The following is a 17806-nucleotide window of genomic DNA, read 5'->3' on the forward strand; positions in this document are numbered from 1 at the left end:
AGGCAGCAAATTTATACGCTGGCTAATGCAATTTTAGACTTGCCATTCCAATTTGGAATAGAAAGGCAAAATCATATACACGAAGAAATTTTCGGCTCACAGCTTTGCTTCATTCGGATAAAACTGATCTCACAGCACCGTGAAGATCAGTGTTATCGAGCGTCATGGCGAAGAACAGTAGGCGTCCGAGCCCCGATCACCCAACACGCGCCAACAACCGTCTGAATGAAATAGAGCAGACGTTTTCTGGCAAGCTGTGCGATCATCGGCGAGCGCTTTGATCCTAACGGTAGATTCCAGTATGAATCTCACCGTTCAAATCGCACCAGGCACGATACATGCCGGGACTGTTGAATGGCAAACAGACATTACCCTTGCGATCTACGGCAACAAGGCCACCGGAGCCACCAATTTCACCAAGTTCGCGGACAACTGCATCAGCCGCTTCACCGAGCGATTGTCCAGCCCAGCGCATCCGCGCATCGATTTCGTGACCCACGGCCCAGCGAATGAAATATTCTCCGTGACCGGTGGCAGAAAGCGCAACGGTTTGGTCGTCTGCCCAGGTTCCAGCGCCTATGACCGGACTGTCTCCAACACGTCCCGGGGTCTTGGCGGTCATCCCACCTGTGGATGTGGCTGCGGCCAGGTGTCCGAAGCAGTCCAGAGCGGCGGCTCCGACGGTTCCGTGCTTGCGGGCGGGATCGTCATCGTCAGCCGCACCGCTGCGGCGACGTAGCATTTCGTCATGCAATGCCTTGCGACGTTGATCCGTCGAGAACCATTCTGGAGGCATCATTTCCAAACCAGCAGCTTCGCAAAAACGCTTTGCCCCTTCGCCTGCAAAAAATACGTGCTCAGTCTGTTCCATGACCGCACGCGCCGCCAGGACTGGATTGCGTGGCCCGCAAACTCCGGAAATAGCACCGCATGCACGAGTGGCGCCGTCCATGATGGCGGCATCCATCTCATGCGTTTCATCCGTTGTAAAAACAGAACCACGGCCTGCGTTGAACAGTGGATTTTCTTCCAGTGCCATCACAGATGCCGTGACGGCATCAAGGGCGGTGCTCCCGTCCCGCAACACGTCGAGCCCAGCCTGTAAACATTCGCGTAAACCGGCATGAAAGGCCGCTTCCTTCTCCGGCGACATATTAGCCTTGAGAATGGTTCCAGCGCCGCCGTGCAACGCAATTACAGGTACGAACTTGGACATTTTAGCTCACTATTAAGGGTGCGTTCACAGATCGGAGCAATGCGAAGAGATATGCAAACTATCGGAATGTGTCAGCCGGTTTTGACTGGTTCGTGTCACTTTGCGTATTCTCGAGCTCCTTCGGCAAAGGTTGGCTTGAGCAGCGCATATGCATTTCACGAACGAATAGTTTTCGCCGCTTCTCATCATTCTCTTTTATCGCCATTGCAATACCCAGTCCGTAGGGACCGATAAGAAGTCCTGGAGCCAGATCGGAAACCTTCTTTTCTCCCGCTTCATAATTCACAGCCTCCGCGCGAATTTGTTCGCACTGCGGTGACTGCCATTTAAGGTCCTGCGAGGAGAGAGTGGCTGCATAGTTTTGCGGCGATGTCGTGCATCCTGCCAATGTCAACGACAGCAGGCCAATAGCCCCCGCCCCTATACGATCCATCTTCATGCTGCTCCGTCTCATTGTTAAAACAGTTCCAGCCCTGGGCCGGTTGGTGACTGCAATTCCTATCACATCACCCGCGCTTTCCAGTGGCTTCTTAACTTTTTCCATCTTCAAGAATCGCTTCCGCCACCAGTCCGCCAGCTATACGAAAGTCATCGGACCATTCGTCATCATCAAATACACAAAGCGCAATTGTTGCGCATCGCTGCCTCTCCTTGAGAATGGCGAGTGCAATGGCCTCTAAAGTAGCCGTTTCACCGCTCGTTTGGGCGATTTCGAGCCACAAGCCTTTGGCAGCGTCTGCAATATCACGGGAAAACTCCATGTAGTCCGCCTCCTCGGAGGCTTCAGCAAGCAGAAGCCTTATTTCACCGAATCATAAAACAGACCATGATTTTTAGCGATTCAGAATGAATTGCGTCAGACACTTTTCAATCACACTACAGTCAACGATACTGTCTACCCGAATGAATATAAGCTTTTGAAGCTTCAACGCATCACGACCGGTGGGTAGTGGCTTAATAAATAGTGAGGTCGAATTTGAAGCCGGATTTAGTCTTTAAAGTCGTTCTCGCGCTTTGCACTGCCTTCCTTCTGATCGCTATATTTGTCAGATTTTATCACGAATATCATGATATCGATCCGACCTGGGGCAATATGCGCCCCGGAATTCATCCCGGATGGAATGATCGCGAGGACTAGTTTCATTTAGCTGTGTTGATCGATTTGAGCTTTATCGAAGAGGCGACGTCGATCGTGCACGCCTTCAGAGAAGAAAATCGCAGTAATCGTCACAATTTTATGACTGCAATCGTTAGACACCTTAGGCTAGGTTTCAATCCGTAAAGGTGATCTTCCGATCCCCTAGTGAAGAGGCATGGCATGACGGTTGAATCTAAGTCCATCCGTATCATACGAACAGTCGTGGAAACGCTGCGCCCACAATTCAACATAGAACTGTGGGACGGTACGCGGATAGGCACATTCGACGGTCCGTCACTGATGATCAACGATCCGACGATTGTTCGACAACTGATTCTCAAGCCCAATTACGATTCCCTGATCGATATCTGGACTTCGGGTCGTGTCGATATCAGCAATGGCACTATTTTTGATCTCGCCAATGCCCGAACCGACGGCAGCGTGAAGAACAGACTAAAAGAGCTGCCCAAGTGGCAATTGCTAAAGGACCTCCCAGCACTCCTATTTGCCGGAAAGTCCGACGCACGTGCGGCTTTGGACGGTAAGGAGCCTTTTGTCAGTGGGTCGAGCAAGGAAGCGATTACCCATCATTACGATGTATCCAACGAGTTTTACCGTTTATTTCTCGATGAGCGGATGGTTTACACTTGCGGTTATTTCACGGACTGGGCCAACGACATCGATCAGGCACAGAAGGACAAGCTTGAGCTGATCTGCCGTAAATTGCGTTTGAAACCCGGTGATCGGCTTCTGGATATTGGCTGCGGCTGGGGCGCTCTTCTTATTTATGCAGCGCAGAATTTTGGCGTCATCGGCACCGGCGTTTCGCTCTCTGAAGCGCAAACAGCGCTGGCCCGCGAGAGGATCAGGCTAGTAGGACTTGACGATAAGATCACCATTCACGTCAAATCCTATACCGAGCTGGACGGGCAGTTCGACAAAATATCGTCTGTTGGAATGTTCGAGCATGTCGGCATCACCAATTACGATAGTTATTTCAGCACAGTGAACCGGCTTCTGCGTCCGGGCGGACTTTACATGCACCACGCAATCACCCGCCGCATGAAGAAGAACAAGAAATCCTTCAAGCGCAAAAGTGCCGAGCATAAGGCACTTGTGAAGTACATTTTCCCCGGTGGCGAACTCGATCACTTGGGCATGACGGTAGAAAATCTCGAAGGGTACGGCTTCGAGGTTCACGACGTGGAAAATCTGCGCGAACATTATGGCCGCACCTGCCGTTTATGGTGCGAGCGGCTCCATTCCAATTTCGACAAGGCCGTTGCCGAAATTGGCTATCCAAAAGCGCGGCTCTGGCTCCTCTATCTTGCTGGGTGTTCTCTGGCATTTGAAAGAGGCACCGTTCAGATTAACCAGACATTGGCTTCAAAACGCAAACGCGGCATTTCCGCCGTGCCTCAAACCAGAGCGGATATCTACGCCAATTTCGGCAACCCCGGCACCGGCTGAAGCAACGCACGACATCTGCGCCTGGTGATCTGATTCCGACATTTGCATCCCTGGGATGTGGATGCCGAGCAAATGTCGGAATCGAGAAGACCACGCGTAAATTTATGATCCTGGTGGGTTTTTGAATTTGACGTTTGAAACGAGATCTATGTCGGACGGGCATCAAACGTCAAATTCAATCCAGGAGCTCATCACAGACGGGGGCATCTTCGCTAACTTTACGCCCTTTTATCGAATTGGTCTGTATCAGACGCCAAAGCGGCGTCATTGCCTCAGTGATATCCTTGTAAAGCGTGTAGCGACGATTGTAGTGCTCAACCAAAGCGGCATTCGGCTTATAGTGCCGATCAGCACGTACCATGGCATTGACGCCATCTGTAAAATCAGAGAACAAACCGACACCGGTTCCCGCAGCGATGGCCGCACCGAGCGCGCCCGTTTCCCGCGAAACAGCAACTGACACAGGCACGCCGAGCACGTCGGCAAAAATCTGGGGCCACAGACGACTCCGGGAACCACCACCGGAAAGCACGGCCTCCTCGAAAGTCGCGCCTGCTTTGCGGATCGTCTCCACGTGTTGACGATGACCAAAGGCAACACCTTCGAGTAACGCTCGGATCAAATGCCCCTTGGTGTGCCAGCCCGCAATACCGTAAAATCCCGCACGCGCATGGCCGTCCTGCTGCGCTCCGTAGAGATAAGGGTGGTAAAGCGGATCATCATTTGCGGGCTCAATCGCCGCTGCCAAGCCGCAACAGACATCAAATGGCGAGACATCGGCGTGATGCTCACCTTCGAAGAACTCCCGCACCAGCCATTCCAGATTTGCCGCCGAGGTTGCGCTGTTTTCCATCGCCATGTAACGGTTGCGATCAAAAGTCGACGTCATGAAAACCGGCCCCTCAAGATCGGGACCGTCGACAATGATCTGATTGATGCTCCACGTGCCAGCGATGATCGACGCGCTTCCTGTACGTGAAACCCCCGAACCGAGCGCCGATGCGACGACGTCGAAGAGTCCCCCAATCACAGGCGTACCCGCAGCAAGCCCGGTCTCACGCGCCACGGCTTCCGTTACGTTGCCTGCAATGTTGTCACTTTCGATGAGTGGCGGCAAGATATCCATACAATCGCTCAGGCCGTAAGCTTCCATCAGAGCACTGTCATAACGGCGCGTTGCCAGATCAAGCAAGCCTGCTCCCGACATATCGGAAACTTCGCTAAAACGTTTGCCGGTCAAGCGATTGACGACAAAGTCCTTGGAGAAGAATACCGTGCCGATCTGGTCAAACAGATCAGGTTGATGACGCTTCAGCCAAGCGAGGAGGGTCGGGGTTTGGGAGGGCCAAGGACTCTGACGAGCTATCGGATAAGTCTTTGCGCCCACGCCTTCCGCTGCCCACTCTTCAACGAGACCGGTCGCACGTGTGTCGAGCGACTGTATGCCGATGAGAGGCTCCCCCTCCAGGTCAAGCGCATAAAGCCCGTTACCATGTCCGGCACAACCGATAGCGGCGATGTCGCTCGCTGCTATATCTGCTTTATCGAGGCAAGCCCGTATGACCCTCTTGGCATTGGACCAGAGTTCACCAAGGTCACGCTCGACATGGCCAGGATGCGGCATGCAGCTATGTCCTTCCTCCCCCGCATGTGCGAGTTCGCGTCCCGTAAGATCAAAGACCACCGCTTTGATGACGGTGTTGCCCGCATCAAGCCCCAACAGATATTTTGGCATCCAGAACCCCTCCCAAGGTTCAACTGGTTCAGCAACTCAGCCCCGCTGATAAAGCGAGTAAGCCTCCTCGCTACCCGCATCCTGATGGATGATTGCCATCAATCCACGTACGACGGCGCTAGGATTGGCATGCTGATATATGTTGCGCCCATAGACCATGCCCATTGCGCCCTGCCGCATCAGGGAGGCCGATTTTGCAAACACTGCTGTAAGGTCTTCCTTGCCACCGCCTCGCACCAGTACCGGACAACGCGCCGCTTCAACAACGCGATGGAAGTCCTCCGCATTCGTCGTCGGATCCGCCTTGATGATATCAGCGCCCATTTCGCGAGCAAGCTTCGTAAGTGTCACGATCTTGTCGGCATCACCATCAACCATGTAGCCCCCGCGTTCCGTGACCGGCTGCATGACGAGTGGTTCGATCATCAGCGGCATACCGTATTTTTCGCAATCAGCTCTGACACGTGAAATATTCTGCACGCACTGGCGAAAAAGGTCCGGCTCGTCCGGCAGCATGAAAAGGTTCACCACGACACAGGCCGCATCCATTTGCAGTGCACCGACCAGCGGTTCGGCTTCGTTCTGCAGCACTGCCCACATGTCGCGATGGCGTATACGATTATAAGGATTACCCATATCAAGACGCATGACCAGAGCTGGCTTATCCTTGCCGGGAATATCCTGCAAAAGATCTGCCTGGCCATAGTTCATCTGAATCGCATCAGGCTTTGCATCGACCAATGCCTGGACGACGGCTGGCATGTTCTCCAGTCCGTCGAGAAAAGACGGCTCGTTGCACACGCCATGATCGATAGCCACGTCCAGACAACGGCCATTGCCGAACAGCCGGTTCATCCGGACTTTGCGGTTTTCTCGCATAATTCACTCCTTTGTTCGTTCCTTGCGGAAAGCGTTTCATCGGCAACACCGTGGCGCTCGCGCATGAGGGTTAAAAATCGCGTCAGCTCTGCATCGGTACGCTGCGGCGGCCAGCTTTTCTCCGCCGCGAGCAGATCAAGCACAGCCTTGGTCATGGCGAGGGAAAGTTCACCAGAAATCGCCAGTGTTGTGCGCCGCAGAAGCAGGTCATCCAGATGCTCAACCGCCTCTGCACGGATGAGATACAAAAACTCTCGCGTGCTGTAGTCGGTATGAGGCAAGGTGTGATCAGCCCCACCCGTTATGAAACGGGCGATTTCCGCTGCATCGGTGCCGTAACGTTTGAAAAGCGATGCAATGCGAGCCGAGGATAATTCCGTGTTGGTGGCCAGTTTTTCGATCCAGCTTGCGCGATCTTTCGGGAATGCGCGTCCACCGCCGATTGCACGTTCCGTCGTGTCGATCCGGCGCGGCTGCCCCAACCGCTTCAGCACCATGTCGGCAGCCATTTCGCCGAACGACCGGAAAGTCGTCCACTTGCCACCAATCATGCAGAGCACGGGAGGGCGGCCATCACATCCTTCAACCACAGTACAGAAATGGTCGCGCGGAATACGTCCCGTAAAACTGTCATCGCTGGCTGGTAACGGACGCACGCCTGCGAACTGAAAGACAATCTCTTCGGGATGTATCTTGACCTCGGGCAACACGAAAGCGAGCGATTGCAAAATGTAGTCCCGCTCATCCGCCTCGCAATGCACTTTGCCGGGGTCATTAACGCGGATGTCCGTCGATCCAACGAGAACTTTGCCGAGATAAGGAAACAATATGCAGATCCGCCCGTCCTCGTTCTCGTAATAGACCATATGCCCATGGAGGCTGTCGCTGAGGGCGGGATTGTCGACGATGAGATGCGATCCCTTGGTGCCCCCGATCAGAGGTGCGGGCTGCGCCTCTTTCGGAAAGAGCGAGCCATTCACCATGTCGATCCAGCCGCCGGTCGCATTGATGATCAACCGTGGTTTGATTGGCAGCGTTTCGCCGGAGATTCCGTCGAGCAACAAGAAATCACCACCACCACTTTCCCGAATTGTCGCATAGTTCAGCGCCTTCACATTGTGGCCAGCAGCGAGGCCATCGCGAAGAAGTTCTATACCGATCCGCTCTGGATGGCTGACCCAGGCATCAAAATACGTAGCAGAGTTGCGGATCGCTGGATTGAGTGCAGGCCATTTCGCAAGCGTCGTCTTACGGCCACGAAAACGGTGCTTTGGCATCAGCGCCCGTTTACGCGTCAGGAAGTCGTAAATGCCCAGCCCTGCTTTGATGGCGATTGCACCACGTCGGCTTGGACGGCGGGAAAGGCCCAGAAAGCGTACAATCCCATTACCTAGGCCCGAAAAAATGTCAAAGATCGGAACCGTCGTCGGCAATGGAGCCACATAGTGGGGAGCATTGCGGAGCAGTCTGTCACGCTCGGCAAGGGATTCCTTGACGAGGCTGAACTCGCCATTCTCCAGATAACGCAATCCGCCATGAACCATGCGCGAGAGCGCAGCACTGGCACCCGAACAATAGTCCGACTGCTCCACCAGCAGCACATTCACGCCCTGCAGCGCAAGCTCGCGAAAAACGCTGAGCCCGTTAATGCCACCGCCAACGACACAAACATCCACCTTCGGGCTCTGGCGGAGCCCGTTCAACATCTCTTCACGGTTCATGATGGCCGTCCGTTATCCGTCCATGTTAACCAGTTGCGCCGAAATAGCCGTATCAATTGCCATAAGATCGTCAACTGACAGCCGAAGCTCTCCCGCCTGCGCATTATCGAGCGCCTGTGTCGGGTTTCGCGCGCCGCAAAGCGCAAAGGTGACACCGGGTTGCGCAAGCGTCCATGCAATCACGATCTGAGCAACACTCGCGTCATGCTGATCAGCGACCGGCTGTATCGCCCTGGAAAATTCCTTTGCCTTTTGCCTGTTGGCGATGGAAAAGCGCGGATTGTCCTTGCGCTGATCGTCGCCGGGAAATATCCGTTCCGGTCCAATCACGCCGGACAGAAGACCAAGCGCGAGCGAGGAATAACTCAACGTCGATACATTGTTTGCCGTGGTAAGCGGCAACAAATCCTTCTCGATCTCCCGATCTATCATGCTGAATCGCTCCTGGATCGCATCGAGTGCTCCCAACTGGATATATTGTTCCAGCTCCGAACGATTAACATTGCTGGCACCGACAGCACGGATTTTTCCTGCCTGCTTCAACTCCTCAAGCGCCGCGACGGTCTCTTCGATCGGTGTTGTCGGGTCCTGCCAGTGAGTGATGTAAAGATCGATATAATCAGTGCCAAGGCGACGCAGACTTTCTTCCACCTCGTGGATGATCGCATCTCGCCCCAAATAGCGATGGACTGGTCTTCCATCCTGATCGAAGAAGTGGTTACCTTTTTGGGCATGCCAGACAAGACCGCATTTTGTAGCGATAACTGCCTGGTCGCGGCGCCCGACAATCGCCTTGCCGACAATTTCCTCAGATCGCCCGAGACCATAGGCCGGTGCGGTATCGATCAGTGTTACACCAGCTTCCAGCGACCCCTGGATAGCCGCGATGGATTGGGCTTCGTCCGTTCCGCCCCACATCCAGCCGCCTATGGCCCATGTACCGAGACCGACGGCGGAAGCCTTGACGCCGGAGCGTCCGATTTCACGGACCAACTGTTCGGAGCTCATGCGGAAAATCCTTCTTCGGATGCGAGTTCGAGGATGCGGGCACCAGTCGCCTCGTCTGTGACGAGTGTATCAAGATGATTGCCACGAAGAACACTCAGGATAGACGCAGCCTTGTTCAATCCGCTGGCAACACCGATCTTCGTCGGGATGTGAGCAAACTCATCAAGCGTTAGCGAGACCAGAGCGCGGTTCAGACTATACTCACAGACCTGACCATCAACATCGAGCAGATGAGCCAGAAGCTCGGCACTAGCTCCGGAATGCTCGATAGCCGTGCGATCCTCACTCGAAGAGGGGTGCAGGTCGTAGTAAGTCGAATCCGTACTGACGATAGAGCCTATGCCCACAACCGCTATCTTGGCCTCCCTTGCCCGTTGGAACACGTCCGCTACAGAACGCATGTTCATCAGCATGGCGCGTTGCCCAGCGTCATCTGCGAACAAAGGCGCATGTATCTGATATGAGTGTCCGCCAAGCTTTTCGGCCATCAACGTCGAGACGTGGTTGACGTCAGTATAGTGTTTTCCCTGCACACAGCCCGTCGCCGGAACGACCTCAACATTAAAACGGCGGGGAGCTTGAATGCCTGTAACAACGGCACTCACACCCTTGCCGCCGGTGATGCAAATCGTGTCGCCATCGGCGATTTCTTCTAGAAGCAAGCGGGCGGCCGCTTCTCCAACCGCCAGCAGAGCGGTTTGCGGATTGTCGGACACGGTCGGCACAACGATGGCGCGGCTGATGCCGCCGAGCGCCAGCAAACGTTCTTCCAGATCGACAAGCGGCTCGACCGGCGACTTGATCTTGATTTCAACGAGACCAAGCTGGCGACCGCGCTTGATGAGCCGGTTGACTGTCGCGTGTGATATGCCGAGCTGATCCGCAATCTGCGCCTGTGTCAGTCCTTCAAGAAAATGCAGGACGAGGGCCTGATGCATCTGGCGAGCGACAACGATTTCCTCACGTGGCGCGGTTGTTCTGGGTTTCAGTTTGGCAATGGACATATCAGGACGCCTTCCGCTTGTGCAGGAAATGGTCGATAGAAACCGCCGCGAGAAGAATGCAACCCTTGATCATGTCCTGCCAGTACACTGAAACATTGAGAAGGATCAGCGAGGATGTGACCAGCGAAAGCAGCGCCATACCGAGAATGGCACCAAGGATCGTGCCGGAGCCGCCGCTCAGCGATGCACCACCGATGACTGCGGCAGCAATGATGTTCAACTCCATACCAACGCCAAAGGTGGGCGTCGCAGCCCCGAAGCGGGACATATAGATGACGCCTGCAACACCGGCGAGCGTCGAGCACAAGACTGTCACCCAGAATTTAACCTGGTTCGTCTTGATGCCCGAATAAAGCGCAGCCTTTTCATTGCTGCCGGTATAAAACACCTTGCGAAAGGCGGTGGCTCGGCGCAGCAGGAAATCAAACAGAATGACAACAGCAACGAAAATCAAAATGACATAGGGTATGCCATAGAAGGTACCCTGTCCTACTGCCTTAAAACTTGACGGCAGTGTGAAAAGCGATAGCGGCGTGCCTTTGGTGATGATCAGGCAAAGGCCGCGCACAATCACCATGGCCGCCAGCGACGTGATGAAGTGGTTGAGACCGACGACGGTTACAAAGAACCCCATGGTAGCGCCGATGGCGCCGCTCGCCGCGATGCCGACAAGCGAAGCCGTCCAAGGATCAAGTCCGGCAAGAAAGAGCGCACCAGAAAGGACCATGGAGAAACAGACCACCGAACCGACCGAAAGGTCGATGCCCCCGACGATCAGCAGGATTGTCATCCCCACGACGACAATACCTTCCACCGAAAAGCTCATCAGCATCGCGCGAAAATTGCCGAGCGTCAGAAAATGCGGCGATGCGAAGCTCATTACCACGCCCAATGCAAGAATGATCGCAATCAGACCGGCCTCACGCATAGTCCCGATGCGCCTTATCGACGATGTTCTCGGCACAGCCGCCGCCATTGTGTCGATAGCCATTTCACCCTCTCCCATTTTCTTTTTATGCAGCATGGTGCGATGTCCGTTCCGTGCCAACACCCGAAGCCAGACGAATCACCGCCTCTTCTGACATCGCAGCCGCTGAAAGCTCTCCCGCAATGTGTCCTTCCCGGACCACCAGCAGGCGGTCGGAAAGACCGAGCAGTTCCGGCATCTCGGATGAGATGACGATGATACCGATTCCGGAGCGCGCAAGCTCTCGCAGCAACCTATGAATTTCCGCCTTCGCACCGACATCGATGCCCCGTGTTGGTTCATCCATCAGAATGACTTTGGGTTTTACCGCCAGTTGCTTGGCGATTGCCACTTTCTGCTGGTTGCCGCCCGAGAGCGATTTCACCGACGCTTCAATGCCGCCCATGCGTACGGAAAGCCGTTTCGCAAAATCCTCTGCAAGTACAGTCTCGGCGCGACCATTCAGAAGCCCGGTGGCATTGGTCAATGAATTCAGGTCCAGTACAGAAATATTCTGCGCGATGGACATTTCCAGAAATACGCCAGAACCTTTGCGGTCTTCGGAAAGATAAACAATGCCGGCCTTGACGGCATCGGAATATGAATTGATCTTCTGTGACTTGCCATGGAGGCGAACTGTTCCTGCGGTGCGTGGACGAAGGCCGCAGATACCTTCGGCAATCTCCGTTCGCCCAGATCCGATAAGGCCACCGATCCCAACAATTTCACCTTTGCGAACGGCAAAGCCTACGTCATTAAAGCGCACGCCATCGCTAATACCGTCAACTTCAAGAATGACTTCGCCTGCCGGCTCGTTCGGTCCGAGTTTATCCGGATAAAGCTGCGTGATCTCTCGTCCCACCATCCGGCGCACCACATCGTCGGGTGTCACATCTGCAATACGATCGGTACATACATAACGACCATCGCGGAAAACCGTCACGCGGTCGCAAAGGCTGAAAATCTCGGCCATCCGGTGACTGATATAGATGATGGAAATGCCGTTTGCCTTGAGGTCACGGATGATCGAAAAAAGCTGCTGCGCTTCCGTTTCGGTGAGCGCTGCTGTCGGTTCATCCAGAATCAACACGCGGCAGTCGAGGGTCAGCGCTTTGGCGATCTCCACAAGCTGCTGGCTGGAAATCGGCAAGTCGGCGACCGTCTGTCGAACATCAATAGCCGCCAGGCGATTCATCACGATCTGGGCATCTCGTTCCAACGTGCGGTAATTCATGAAAGGCGAACGGCGGCGATTGGTCGTCGCCATGAACATGTTTTCGGCCACTGTTGCGTCCGGGCAAAGTGCTATTTCCTGATGCACCAGACCGATACCAAGTGACTGTGCCGCGGCGGGAGAAGCAATATGAACGGTCTTTCCGTCGATGCGTATTTCACCTTCGGTCGGCTGCAAAACGCCAGCGATAATGCTCATCAGTGTTGATTTGCCCGCCCCATTCTCACCGCACAACGCATGAACCTCGCCACGTTCAAGCGTGAAATCCACTTGCGTCAGCGCTTTCACCGCTCCGAAATGCTTGGTTACGCCATGGATGGTTAGCACTGGTTCAGCCATCTTTTCCTCCCTCTCCATCCCAACCATCCGCACCGCGGGGCGCGGATGGTTTCTTGAACGGAGTCTATTCCTCAATGCCCTTGGTACCGCGACGCTTCAGATATTTGTCCCAATAGAAGTCGTCAGCATTGTCCGCCGTGACAATCGAAAGGCCGTTATCGACGACAGGAATGCTCATAGGGTTGAAGCCGGAACGCTTGGCATCGTTCATCGGGTCGATCAGTTCCGGATGCTTGGCGAGCCACAGCAGCATGAAGCCCATATAGCCCTGCATGCCCTGGTTCGGATTGATCGAACCGAAGACTTCGCCAGCCTTGATCATGTCCAGGATGTTGGCGTTGACATCCGCACACATGACGAGGACCTTACCACCAGCTTCCTTGTTCGCCTGCGCGGCACCGATCGCAGAGTTAGCCTCCGGCATGAAAACCGCGCCAAGGTTCGGATTGGCCTGAATCAGGCTCGACAGCCCCTGATAGGCCTTGGTCGGGTCCTGATTGGAAGCAGCGCGACCAACCAGTTTCATGTCCGGCCACTTCTCTTCCATGCGAGCAACGAAAGCGGCAATACGCTTGTCGTGATTATCCTGTCCAGGGTTTTCAAGAACGGCATATTCGCCCTTGCCACCCATTTTCTGGGCGATGGCATCGGCAGCATAGGTGCCTTCGCGAGTGTTGTCCGAAGTGATGAAGGACACACGCTTCGACAGTGGTGAGTCTGCCGCGAATGTGACAACCGCCGTGCCCTGATCGATGGCTCGATTGATAGGCTCGATGAATGGATCGGAGTTCATCGGGTGAACGAGAATACCAGCCGGATTCTGCGCCAAAGCTTGATCGAACGTAGCGATCTGCTTGTTCACATCGTATTCCGGCGTACCGGTATACTCTGTCTCGCAGCCGAACTGCTGGCCGGCCTGCTTGAACATTTCATAGACTGGAAACCAGTATTCAACGCCAGAAACCATGACGTTCATCACATATTTTTCACCCGGTTTGCAGCGGAACGGATTCTCCGTCTCAGCCGCCGTAGCGGTACCGGCCAGAAGCGTCGCCGCAAGGACCGTCAGTGCGGTCGTGCTCAGAAATTTGCGCAAGTGTCCTCCTCGAGGCCGAAGCCCCTCCCAAACGCGCCGAAAGCGTCCCAAAACGCCGTTGATCTTTATGAAAACCGACCCTCCTCCTCGAAGGTCAGTATTGATAGCTAATCGCAAAGAAATGCGGCTGTCAATATAATTCACAATATGAAGTATATTTCACATAAACTACTTCGACGGAACTCCACACTCCGGTTTAGCTGCGCATCAGCCACTTCGCTCATGGTCGATTTCAATAGGCAGCGAAGAGCATATCTGCGCGATGAAATTATCGACGCTGGCGGCATTCTCTCTGCTTCTGAAAATGGCCGCGACCTCTGACATGATCGGCTTTCCAATTATTGGGCGGAAAACCGTGTTGGGCATGTGCACGACGTTTCGTACCACACCCGGTATTACCGATATACCGGCCCCCAACGACACTTGCGTCAGAACAGCTAGAAGACCGCCCGGCTTTGCAACGATTTTTGGAGTAAACCCGCCGCGCCTTGCAACCTCATACGTACCTGCCTCCTGTTCCGGCAGAATAAACCGGCTTTTCGAAAGGAGATCATATTGGTCGTCCACTTCGTGAAGTGCAAGGCGATGGTCGGATGGCAAAGCCAGACAAAAATAGTCCTGCAGCAAGACATGGGCGTTGAGCGAAACGGGGAGCATCATGGGCAGACGGACGAAGCCAATGTCTAGATGTCCTTCCTCAATGAGCTTTGGGAGTTCCTCCATCGGAAACTCACGCGAGTGAAGCTCCACCTGAGGCCAATCTCTTGCAAAACGGCTGATTTGCAATTGCAGTGCTCCCGCATAGGCCGCAGAACCGACATAGCCGATTTCGATCCGCCCGATCTCTCCGCGTCCAGCTCTTCGCCCCACGCTTACGGCCCTGTCGAACTGATCCAGCACAAGCCTTGCTTCCTTCAGAAACATCTCGCCAGCATGGGTGATAGCGACTGATCGCTTTGTTCTGAGGAAAAGCTTTGCACTGAGCCGCCGCTCGATTTCCTGTATCTGGACTGTGAGCGTAGGAGCGGCAATATTCAACCGTTCGGCTGCTCTGGAAAAGTGAAGTTCTTCGGCGAGTGCCACGAAATAGCGAAGGTGTCTGAGTTCCACGTGCGCCCCCAACAATTAGGTAAAAACTATTATTATTCCAAATTACCGTGAATGAAAGAAATTTCAAAATCCGATCTATTGGCACTATCAATCTCTATGAAAGAATGCCTTATGTCCCGACATGCCGTCGCAATCCTCTCCTCGCTGATCACAACGATAACCCTTGCTAACTCGGCATTCGCGCTGGACTTGCCGACAAAACCTTTTCTTACGCTCGAAGCCGTCCGCTCCGTCGTTGCGGCCGCCGAGGAAGAAGCTAAGGTGAATGGCTGGCCCTGTGTGATCTCTGTCGTCGATGCGGAGGGTATGCCAATTCTGACCGTGCGCATGGACGACGCATCAGTACCTGCTGGCGTCGAACTTGCACCTGAAAAAGCCCGGACAGCCGCTCTTTTCCGTCGGGAAAGCGACGCTTTGGAAGATGCCATCAACAGGACACGTCCTGCTGTCATCACCGCGCGTGGATTTGTGCTTATGCGTGGTGGCGTGCCCATCACCGTAGGCGGTAAGGTTGTCGGCGCCATCGGCGTATCGGCGGACACGCCCGATCATGACCAGCAAATTGCTAAGGCTGGCGTAGCTGCGTTGACGACAAAATGACAACAGTTATCGCGTCCGCACCGCGTCTTACTAATTCGACTTTGATTTTGCTGACGGCATCGACCGGTTGCGCGATGACCGTGCTGGACACAAATGTCGTCGCAATGGTCCTACCGACTATCGCACAGGAATTTTCTGCCAGTTTTGCCGACGTCGAGTGGGTAATCAGCACTTATGTCCTTTGTTTTGCATCCCTCCTCCTTCCCGCGGGTGCCGTAGCCGATCGATTCGGGCGCCGTACCGTTTTCCTGATCGGGATTGGCGCGTTCGCATTTTCCTCTTGGCTTTGCGGTGTTGCGGATTCAGCCGCATCGCTCTATTTCGCGCGTGCTTTCCAAGGTGCGAGCGCTGCATTCCAACTAGCACCGGCACTCGCAATCATCGGCCATACGTTCCACCGCGAAGAAGAACGTAATCGGGCATGGTCCATCTGGGGCGGAATCATGGGACTAACCATGGTACTGTCACCCATTATCGGTGGCCTTATCGCCCATGGTCTCGGCTGGCGATGGGCATTCTACATAAACATACCTATCTGCATCGCGCTCGGGCTCGCAACGCTGCGCTTTATTGCGGATTCAAAAGATGAAAATGCGCGCCGTCTCGATCCTGTCGGGATTATGTCCTTTGCCGCATCCATGTTCGCGCTGACATGGGGGCTCATCAATGGGCAGGCGCACGGCTGGACGTCTCCGGTAGCATTGGCTGGCTTTGTTGGCGGTATGGCGGGATTGGTGATTTTTCTCATTGCCGAACGCGTCCAACAGCGCCCAATGCTCGACCTCAGCCTGTTTCGCAATCCCCGCTTTATCGGCGGTGTGTGGGCGATGTTCGCCTACGCCGCCTGTGCGCAAGTGATGGCGTCCATGCTGCCGCTCTTTCTTCAAAATGGCTTCGGTCGCGCACCGTTACAGGCCGGTTTTGCCATGCTTCCATTTGCGAGCGCCATGCTGATCTTTCCCAATGTCGGGCGCTATCTCGGAAAGAGAACATCATCTCGGGAAATTCTTTCTCTCGGGCTCATGGTCGTGGGCATAGGCAGTCTCGTGACGAGCTGCGGTGCCTACTATAGCAACTGGTCTATTGTCATGTGCGGCATGTTTCTGATCGGGAGCGGTGGCGGCCTGTTGAATGGAGAAACACAGAAAGCGATCATGAGCACCGTTGCGCGCGACCGTGCCGGGATGGCATCCGGCATCAGCACAACCGCTCGATTTACTGGGATTCTGCTGGGCTTTGCTGTCCTGAGCGGCGTGCTGGCAAGTGCTGTCAGGACCCATTTTATGCAAACGGGGTGCAACGATTCCACGTGTAGTGGAGAGTTTGCTGATGCAATAGTCGCAGGCGACTTGCCTAACGCAATTGGCATGGTAGCGCCTTCAGCAAGGGCAGTTGCAACAGAACTTGCCATGCGGGGCTATTCCGTTGGCTTCTCGATTGCGCTTCTTGTTTCCGCAATCGTGGCCATAGTCTCCTCGCTTTTGGTGTACCGCCTGATGAAACGACGGTAGCCTTTTGGCGAGAAGCCCTATTCTTTCTTGTATAGCGTGCGCGATCGCTCCAGATGGCGCAGCATGGCAGCATCGGCGCGGTCAGCATCCTTAGCAGACAGACAATCCAATATCTCCTCGTGTTCCACGAGTGTATATTTCTCCTTGCCGGTCCAGATAAGCATATGAGTGTGATACTCTTTCAGCCATGCCAGCATGGCTTCGCTCACTGCCATCAATATTGGATTGCCGGAAATCCCGGCTATCCGGACATGAAACTCCATATCGGCAGCGATGAATGCGTCCGCGTCACCGAGCGATTCCCGCTGTCGCTCGATGATCTGCCTCAGTTCCGCGATATCGCTATCCGTTATCCTCTGTGCAGTCTCGCGAACTATACCCCGCTCGAAGAAAATTCGCGCACTCTTCAGATGCTCCAGAGTGTCCATTGATTGTGCAAGCATGATCTTTGCAGTCGGATCCACCTGCTGAAAGATCGACTTGGCCGTCAGCTTCAACACCTTCGCGCGTTCTCCGTGCGAAATGCTGACTAGCCCCATCTTGGCAAGCGATTGCATTGCCTCGCGGATTGCGGGGCGACCAACACCGAAACGCTCCATCAGAACTCGTTCCGACGGCATTTCGTCCCCCGGCCCCAACTCGCCGGAGGTGATCATGTTTTCGAGCCGATCAAAAACTTCGTCGGACAATTTGCGACGAACAATAGGTTCGAATGGCTGGTTCATTGCATCTCACCCCTCACGCGCTTTCCCCCCTTATGCATCTTCGGCTGCCCGGA

The 17806-nt window shown here is 54.5% G+C and carries 16 protein-coding genes; 3 read left to right on the forward strand and 13 right to left on the reverse strand.

The annotated features are described in order from the left end of the window. Window positions 1–283: 283 nt before the first annotated feature. From ACYSN1_RS12265 to ACYSN1_RS12275, 3 genes are read right to left on the reverse strand one after another with little or no spacing between them, the layout of a single operon-like run. Window positions 284–1216: an isoaspartyl peptidase/L-asparaginase family protein gene (locus ACYSN1_RS12265; RefSeq protein ID WP_461725937.1), complete on the reverse strand. Its 933-nt coding sequence runs from the start codon at window positions 1214–1216 to the stop codon at window positions 284–286. A 58-nt stretch (window positions 1217–1274) separates the two neighbouring features. Then, a complete protein-coding gene (locus ACYSN1_RS12270; RefSeq protein ID WP_461725938.1) occupies window positions 1275–1766 on the reverse strand; it encodes a hypothetical protein in 492 nt (163 codons plus the stop codon). Beyond that, window positions 1747–1977: a hypothetical protein gene (locus ACYSN1_RS12275; RefSeq protein WP_461725939.1), complete on the reverse strand. Its 231-nt coding sequence runs from the start codon at window positions 1975–1977 to the stop codon at window positions 1747–1749. Before ACYSN1_RS12275 ends, ACYSN1_RS12270 begins: the two co-directional genes overlap by 20 nt. A 557-nt stretch (window positions 1978–2534) precedes the next feature. On the opposite strand from ACYSN1_RS12275, the gene ACYSN1_RS12280 reads away from it, so the two are divergent. Continuing rightward, window positions 2535–3824, forward strand: coding sequence for a class I SAM-dependent methyltransferase (locus tag ACYSN1_RS12280; protein WP_461725940.1), 1290 nt, complete (start codon window positions 2535–2537; stop codon window positions 3822–3824). 175 nt (window positions 3825–3999) lie between these two features. Here ACYSN1_RS12280 and ACYSN1_RS12285 read toward each other — a convergent pair whose 3' ends face one another. The 9 genes from ACYSN1_RS12285 to ACYSN1_RS12325 form a co-directional block, all read right to left on the reverse strand. Continuing rightward, on the reverse strand, window positions 4000–5559 hold the full coding sequence (locus tag ACYSN1_RS12285; RefSeq protein ID WP_461725941.1) for an FGGY-family carbohydrate kinase: 1560 nt from the start codon (window positions 5557–5559) through the stop codon (window positions 4000–4002). Between the two features lie 36 nt (window positions 5560–5595). Continuing rightward, complete coding sequence (locus ACYSN1_RS12290; protein WP_461725942.1) at window positions 5596–6438, reverse strand: class I fructose-bisphosphate aldolase; 843 nt, start codon at window positions 6436–6438, stop codon at window positions 5596–5598. Further along, a complete protein-coding gene (locus ACYSN1_RS12295) occupies window positions 6411–8159 on the reverse strand; it encodes a glycerol-3-phosphate dehydrogenase/oxidase (protein ID WP_461725943.1) in 1749 nt (582 codons plus the stop codon). The genes ACYSN1_RS12290 and ACYSN1_RS12295 overlap by 28 nt, the downstream gene beginning before the upstream one ends. Before the next feature lie 12 nt (window positions 8160–8171). After that, window positions 8172–9167 (reverse strand): aldo/keto reductase, encoded by a 996-nt coding sequence (locus tag ACYSN1_RS12300; RefSeq protein WP_461725944.1) that lies wholly within the window; start codon window positions 9165–9167, stop codon window positions 8172–8174. Next, window positions 9164–10171 (reverse strand): sugar-binding transcriptional regulator, encoded by a 1008-nt coding sequence (locus ACYSN1_RS12305; protein WP_461725945.1) that lies wholly within the window; start codon window positions 10169–10171, stop codon window positions 9164–9166. Before ACYSN1_RS12305 ends, ACYSN1_RS12300 begins: the two co-directional genes overlap by 4 nt. A 1-nt stretch (window position 10172) precedes the next feature. Continuing rightward, entirely contained in the window at window positions 10173–11162 is a 990-nt protein-coding gene (locus tag ACYSN1_RS12310; RefSeq protein ID WP_461725946.1) for an ABC transporter permease, read from the reverse strand. Between the two features lie 22 nt (window positions 11163–11184). Next, the gene (locus ACYSN1_RS12315; RefSeq protein ID WP_461725947.1) at window positions 11185–12711 is read right to left on the reverse strand and encodes a sugar ABC transporter ATP-binding protein; all 1527 of its coding nucleotides are present in this window, start codon (window positions 12709–12711) and stop codon (window positions 11185–11187) included. Between the two features lie 64 nt (window positions 12712–12775). Beyond that, entirely contained in the window at window positions 12776–13807 is a 1032-nt protein-coding gene (locus ACYSN1_RS12320) for a substrate-binding domain-containing protein (RefSeq protein ID WP_461725948.1), read from the reverse strand. A gap of 207 nt (window positions 13808–14014) precedes the next feature. Then, a complete protein-coding gene (locus ACYSN1_RS12325; protein WP_461725949.1) occupies window positions 14015–14917 on the reverse strand; it encodes a LysR substrate-binding domain-containing protein in 903 nt (300 codons plus the stop codon). A 111-nt stretch (window positions 14918–15028) separates the two neighbouring features. Here ACYSN1_RS12325 and ACYSN1_RS12330 point away from each other — a divergent pair, with 111 nt between their 5' ends. Then, complete coding sequence (locus ACYSN1_RS12330) at window positions 15029–15517, forward strand: GlcG/HbpS family heme-binding protein (RefSeq protein WP_461725950.1); 489 nt, start codon at window positions 15029–15031, stop codon at window positions 15515–15517. Continuing rightward, entirely contained in the window at window positions 15514–17028 is a 1515-nt protein-coding gene (locus tag ACYSN1_RS12335; protein ID WP_461725951.1) for an MFS transporter, read from the forward strand. The genes ACYSN1_RS12330 and ACYSN1_RS12335 overlap by 4 nt, the downstream gene beginning before the upstream one ends. 17 nt (window positions 17029–17045) lie before the next feature. Here ACYSN1_RS12335 and ACYSN1_RS12340 read toward each other — a convergent pair whose 3' ends face one another. Continuing rightward, window positions 17046–17753 carry a transcriptional regulator NanR gene (locus ACYSN1_RS12340; RefSeq protein ID WP_461725952.1) on the reverse strand — a complete coding sequence of 236 codons (708 nt, stop codon included), beginning with the start codon at window positions 17751–17753 and terminating at the stop codon, window positions 17046–17048. Between the last annotated feature and the right edge of the window lie 53 nt (window positions 17754–17806).

The sequence above is a fragment of the Brucella sp. LJL56 genome, from assembly GCF_054871705.1.

Excerpts from the sequence above, each read along its gene's own strand:
- ACYSN1_RS12305 (WP_461725945.1), bottom strand. The coding sequence starts at position 10,171 with ATGTCCATTGCCAAACTGAAACCCAGAACAACCGCGCCACGTGAGGAA.
- ACYSN1_RS12310 (WP_461725946.1), bottom strand. The coding sequence starts at position 11,162 with ATGGCTATCGACACAATGGCGGCGGCTGTGCCGAGAACATCGTCGATA.
- ACYSN1_RS12280 (WP_461725940.1), top strand. The coding sequence starts at position 2,535 with ATGACGGTTGAATCTAAGTCCATCCGTATCATACGAACAGTCGTGGAA.
- ACYSN1_RS12335 (WP_461725951.1), top strand. The coding sequence starts at position 15,514 with ATGACAACAGTTATCGCGTCCGCACCGCGTCTTACTAATTCGACTTTG.
- ACYSN1_RS12285 (WP_461725941.1), bottom strand. The coding sequence starts at position 5,559 with ATGCCAAAATATCTGTTGGGGCTTGATGCGGGCAACACCGTCATCAAA.
- ACYSN1_RS12340 (WP_461725952.1), bottom strand. The coding sequence starts at position 17,753 with ATGAACCAGCCATTCGAACCTATTGTTCGTCGCAAATTGTCCGACGAA.
- ACYSN1_RS12290 (WP_461725942.1), bottom strand. The coding sequence starts at position 6,438 with ATGCGAGAAAACCGCAAAGTCCGGATGAACCGGCTGTTCGGCAATGGC.
- ACYSN1_RS12295 (WP_461725943.1), bottom strand. The coding sequence starts at position 8,159 with ATGAACCGTGAAGAGATGTTGAACGGGCTCCGCCAGAGCCCGAAGGTG.
- ACYSN1_RS12265 (WP_461725937.1), bottom strand. The coding sequence starts at position 1,216 with ATGTCCAAGTTCGTACCTGTAATTGCGTTGCACGGCGGCGCTGGAACC.
- ACYSN1_RS12300 (WP_461725944.1), bottom strand. The coding sequence starts at position 9,167 with ATGAGCTCCGAACAGTTGGTCCGTGAAATCGGACGCTCCGGCGTCAAG.
- ACYSN1_RS12315 (WP_461725947.1), bottom strand. The coding sequence starts at position 12,711 with ATGGCTGAACCAGTGCTAACCATCCATGGCGTAACCAAGCATTTCGGA.
- ACYSN1_RS12275 (WP_461725939.1), bottom strand. The coding sequence starts at position 1,977 with ATGGAGTTTTCCCGTGATATTGCAGACGCTGCCAAAGGCTTGTGGCTC.
- ACYSN1_RS12330 (WP_461725950.1), top strand. The coding sequence starts at position 15,029 with ATGTCCCGACATGCCGTCGCAATCCTCTCCTCGCTGATCACAACGATA.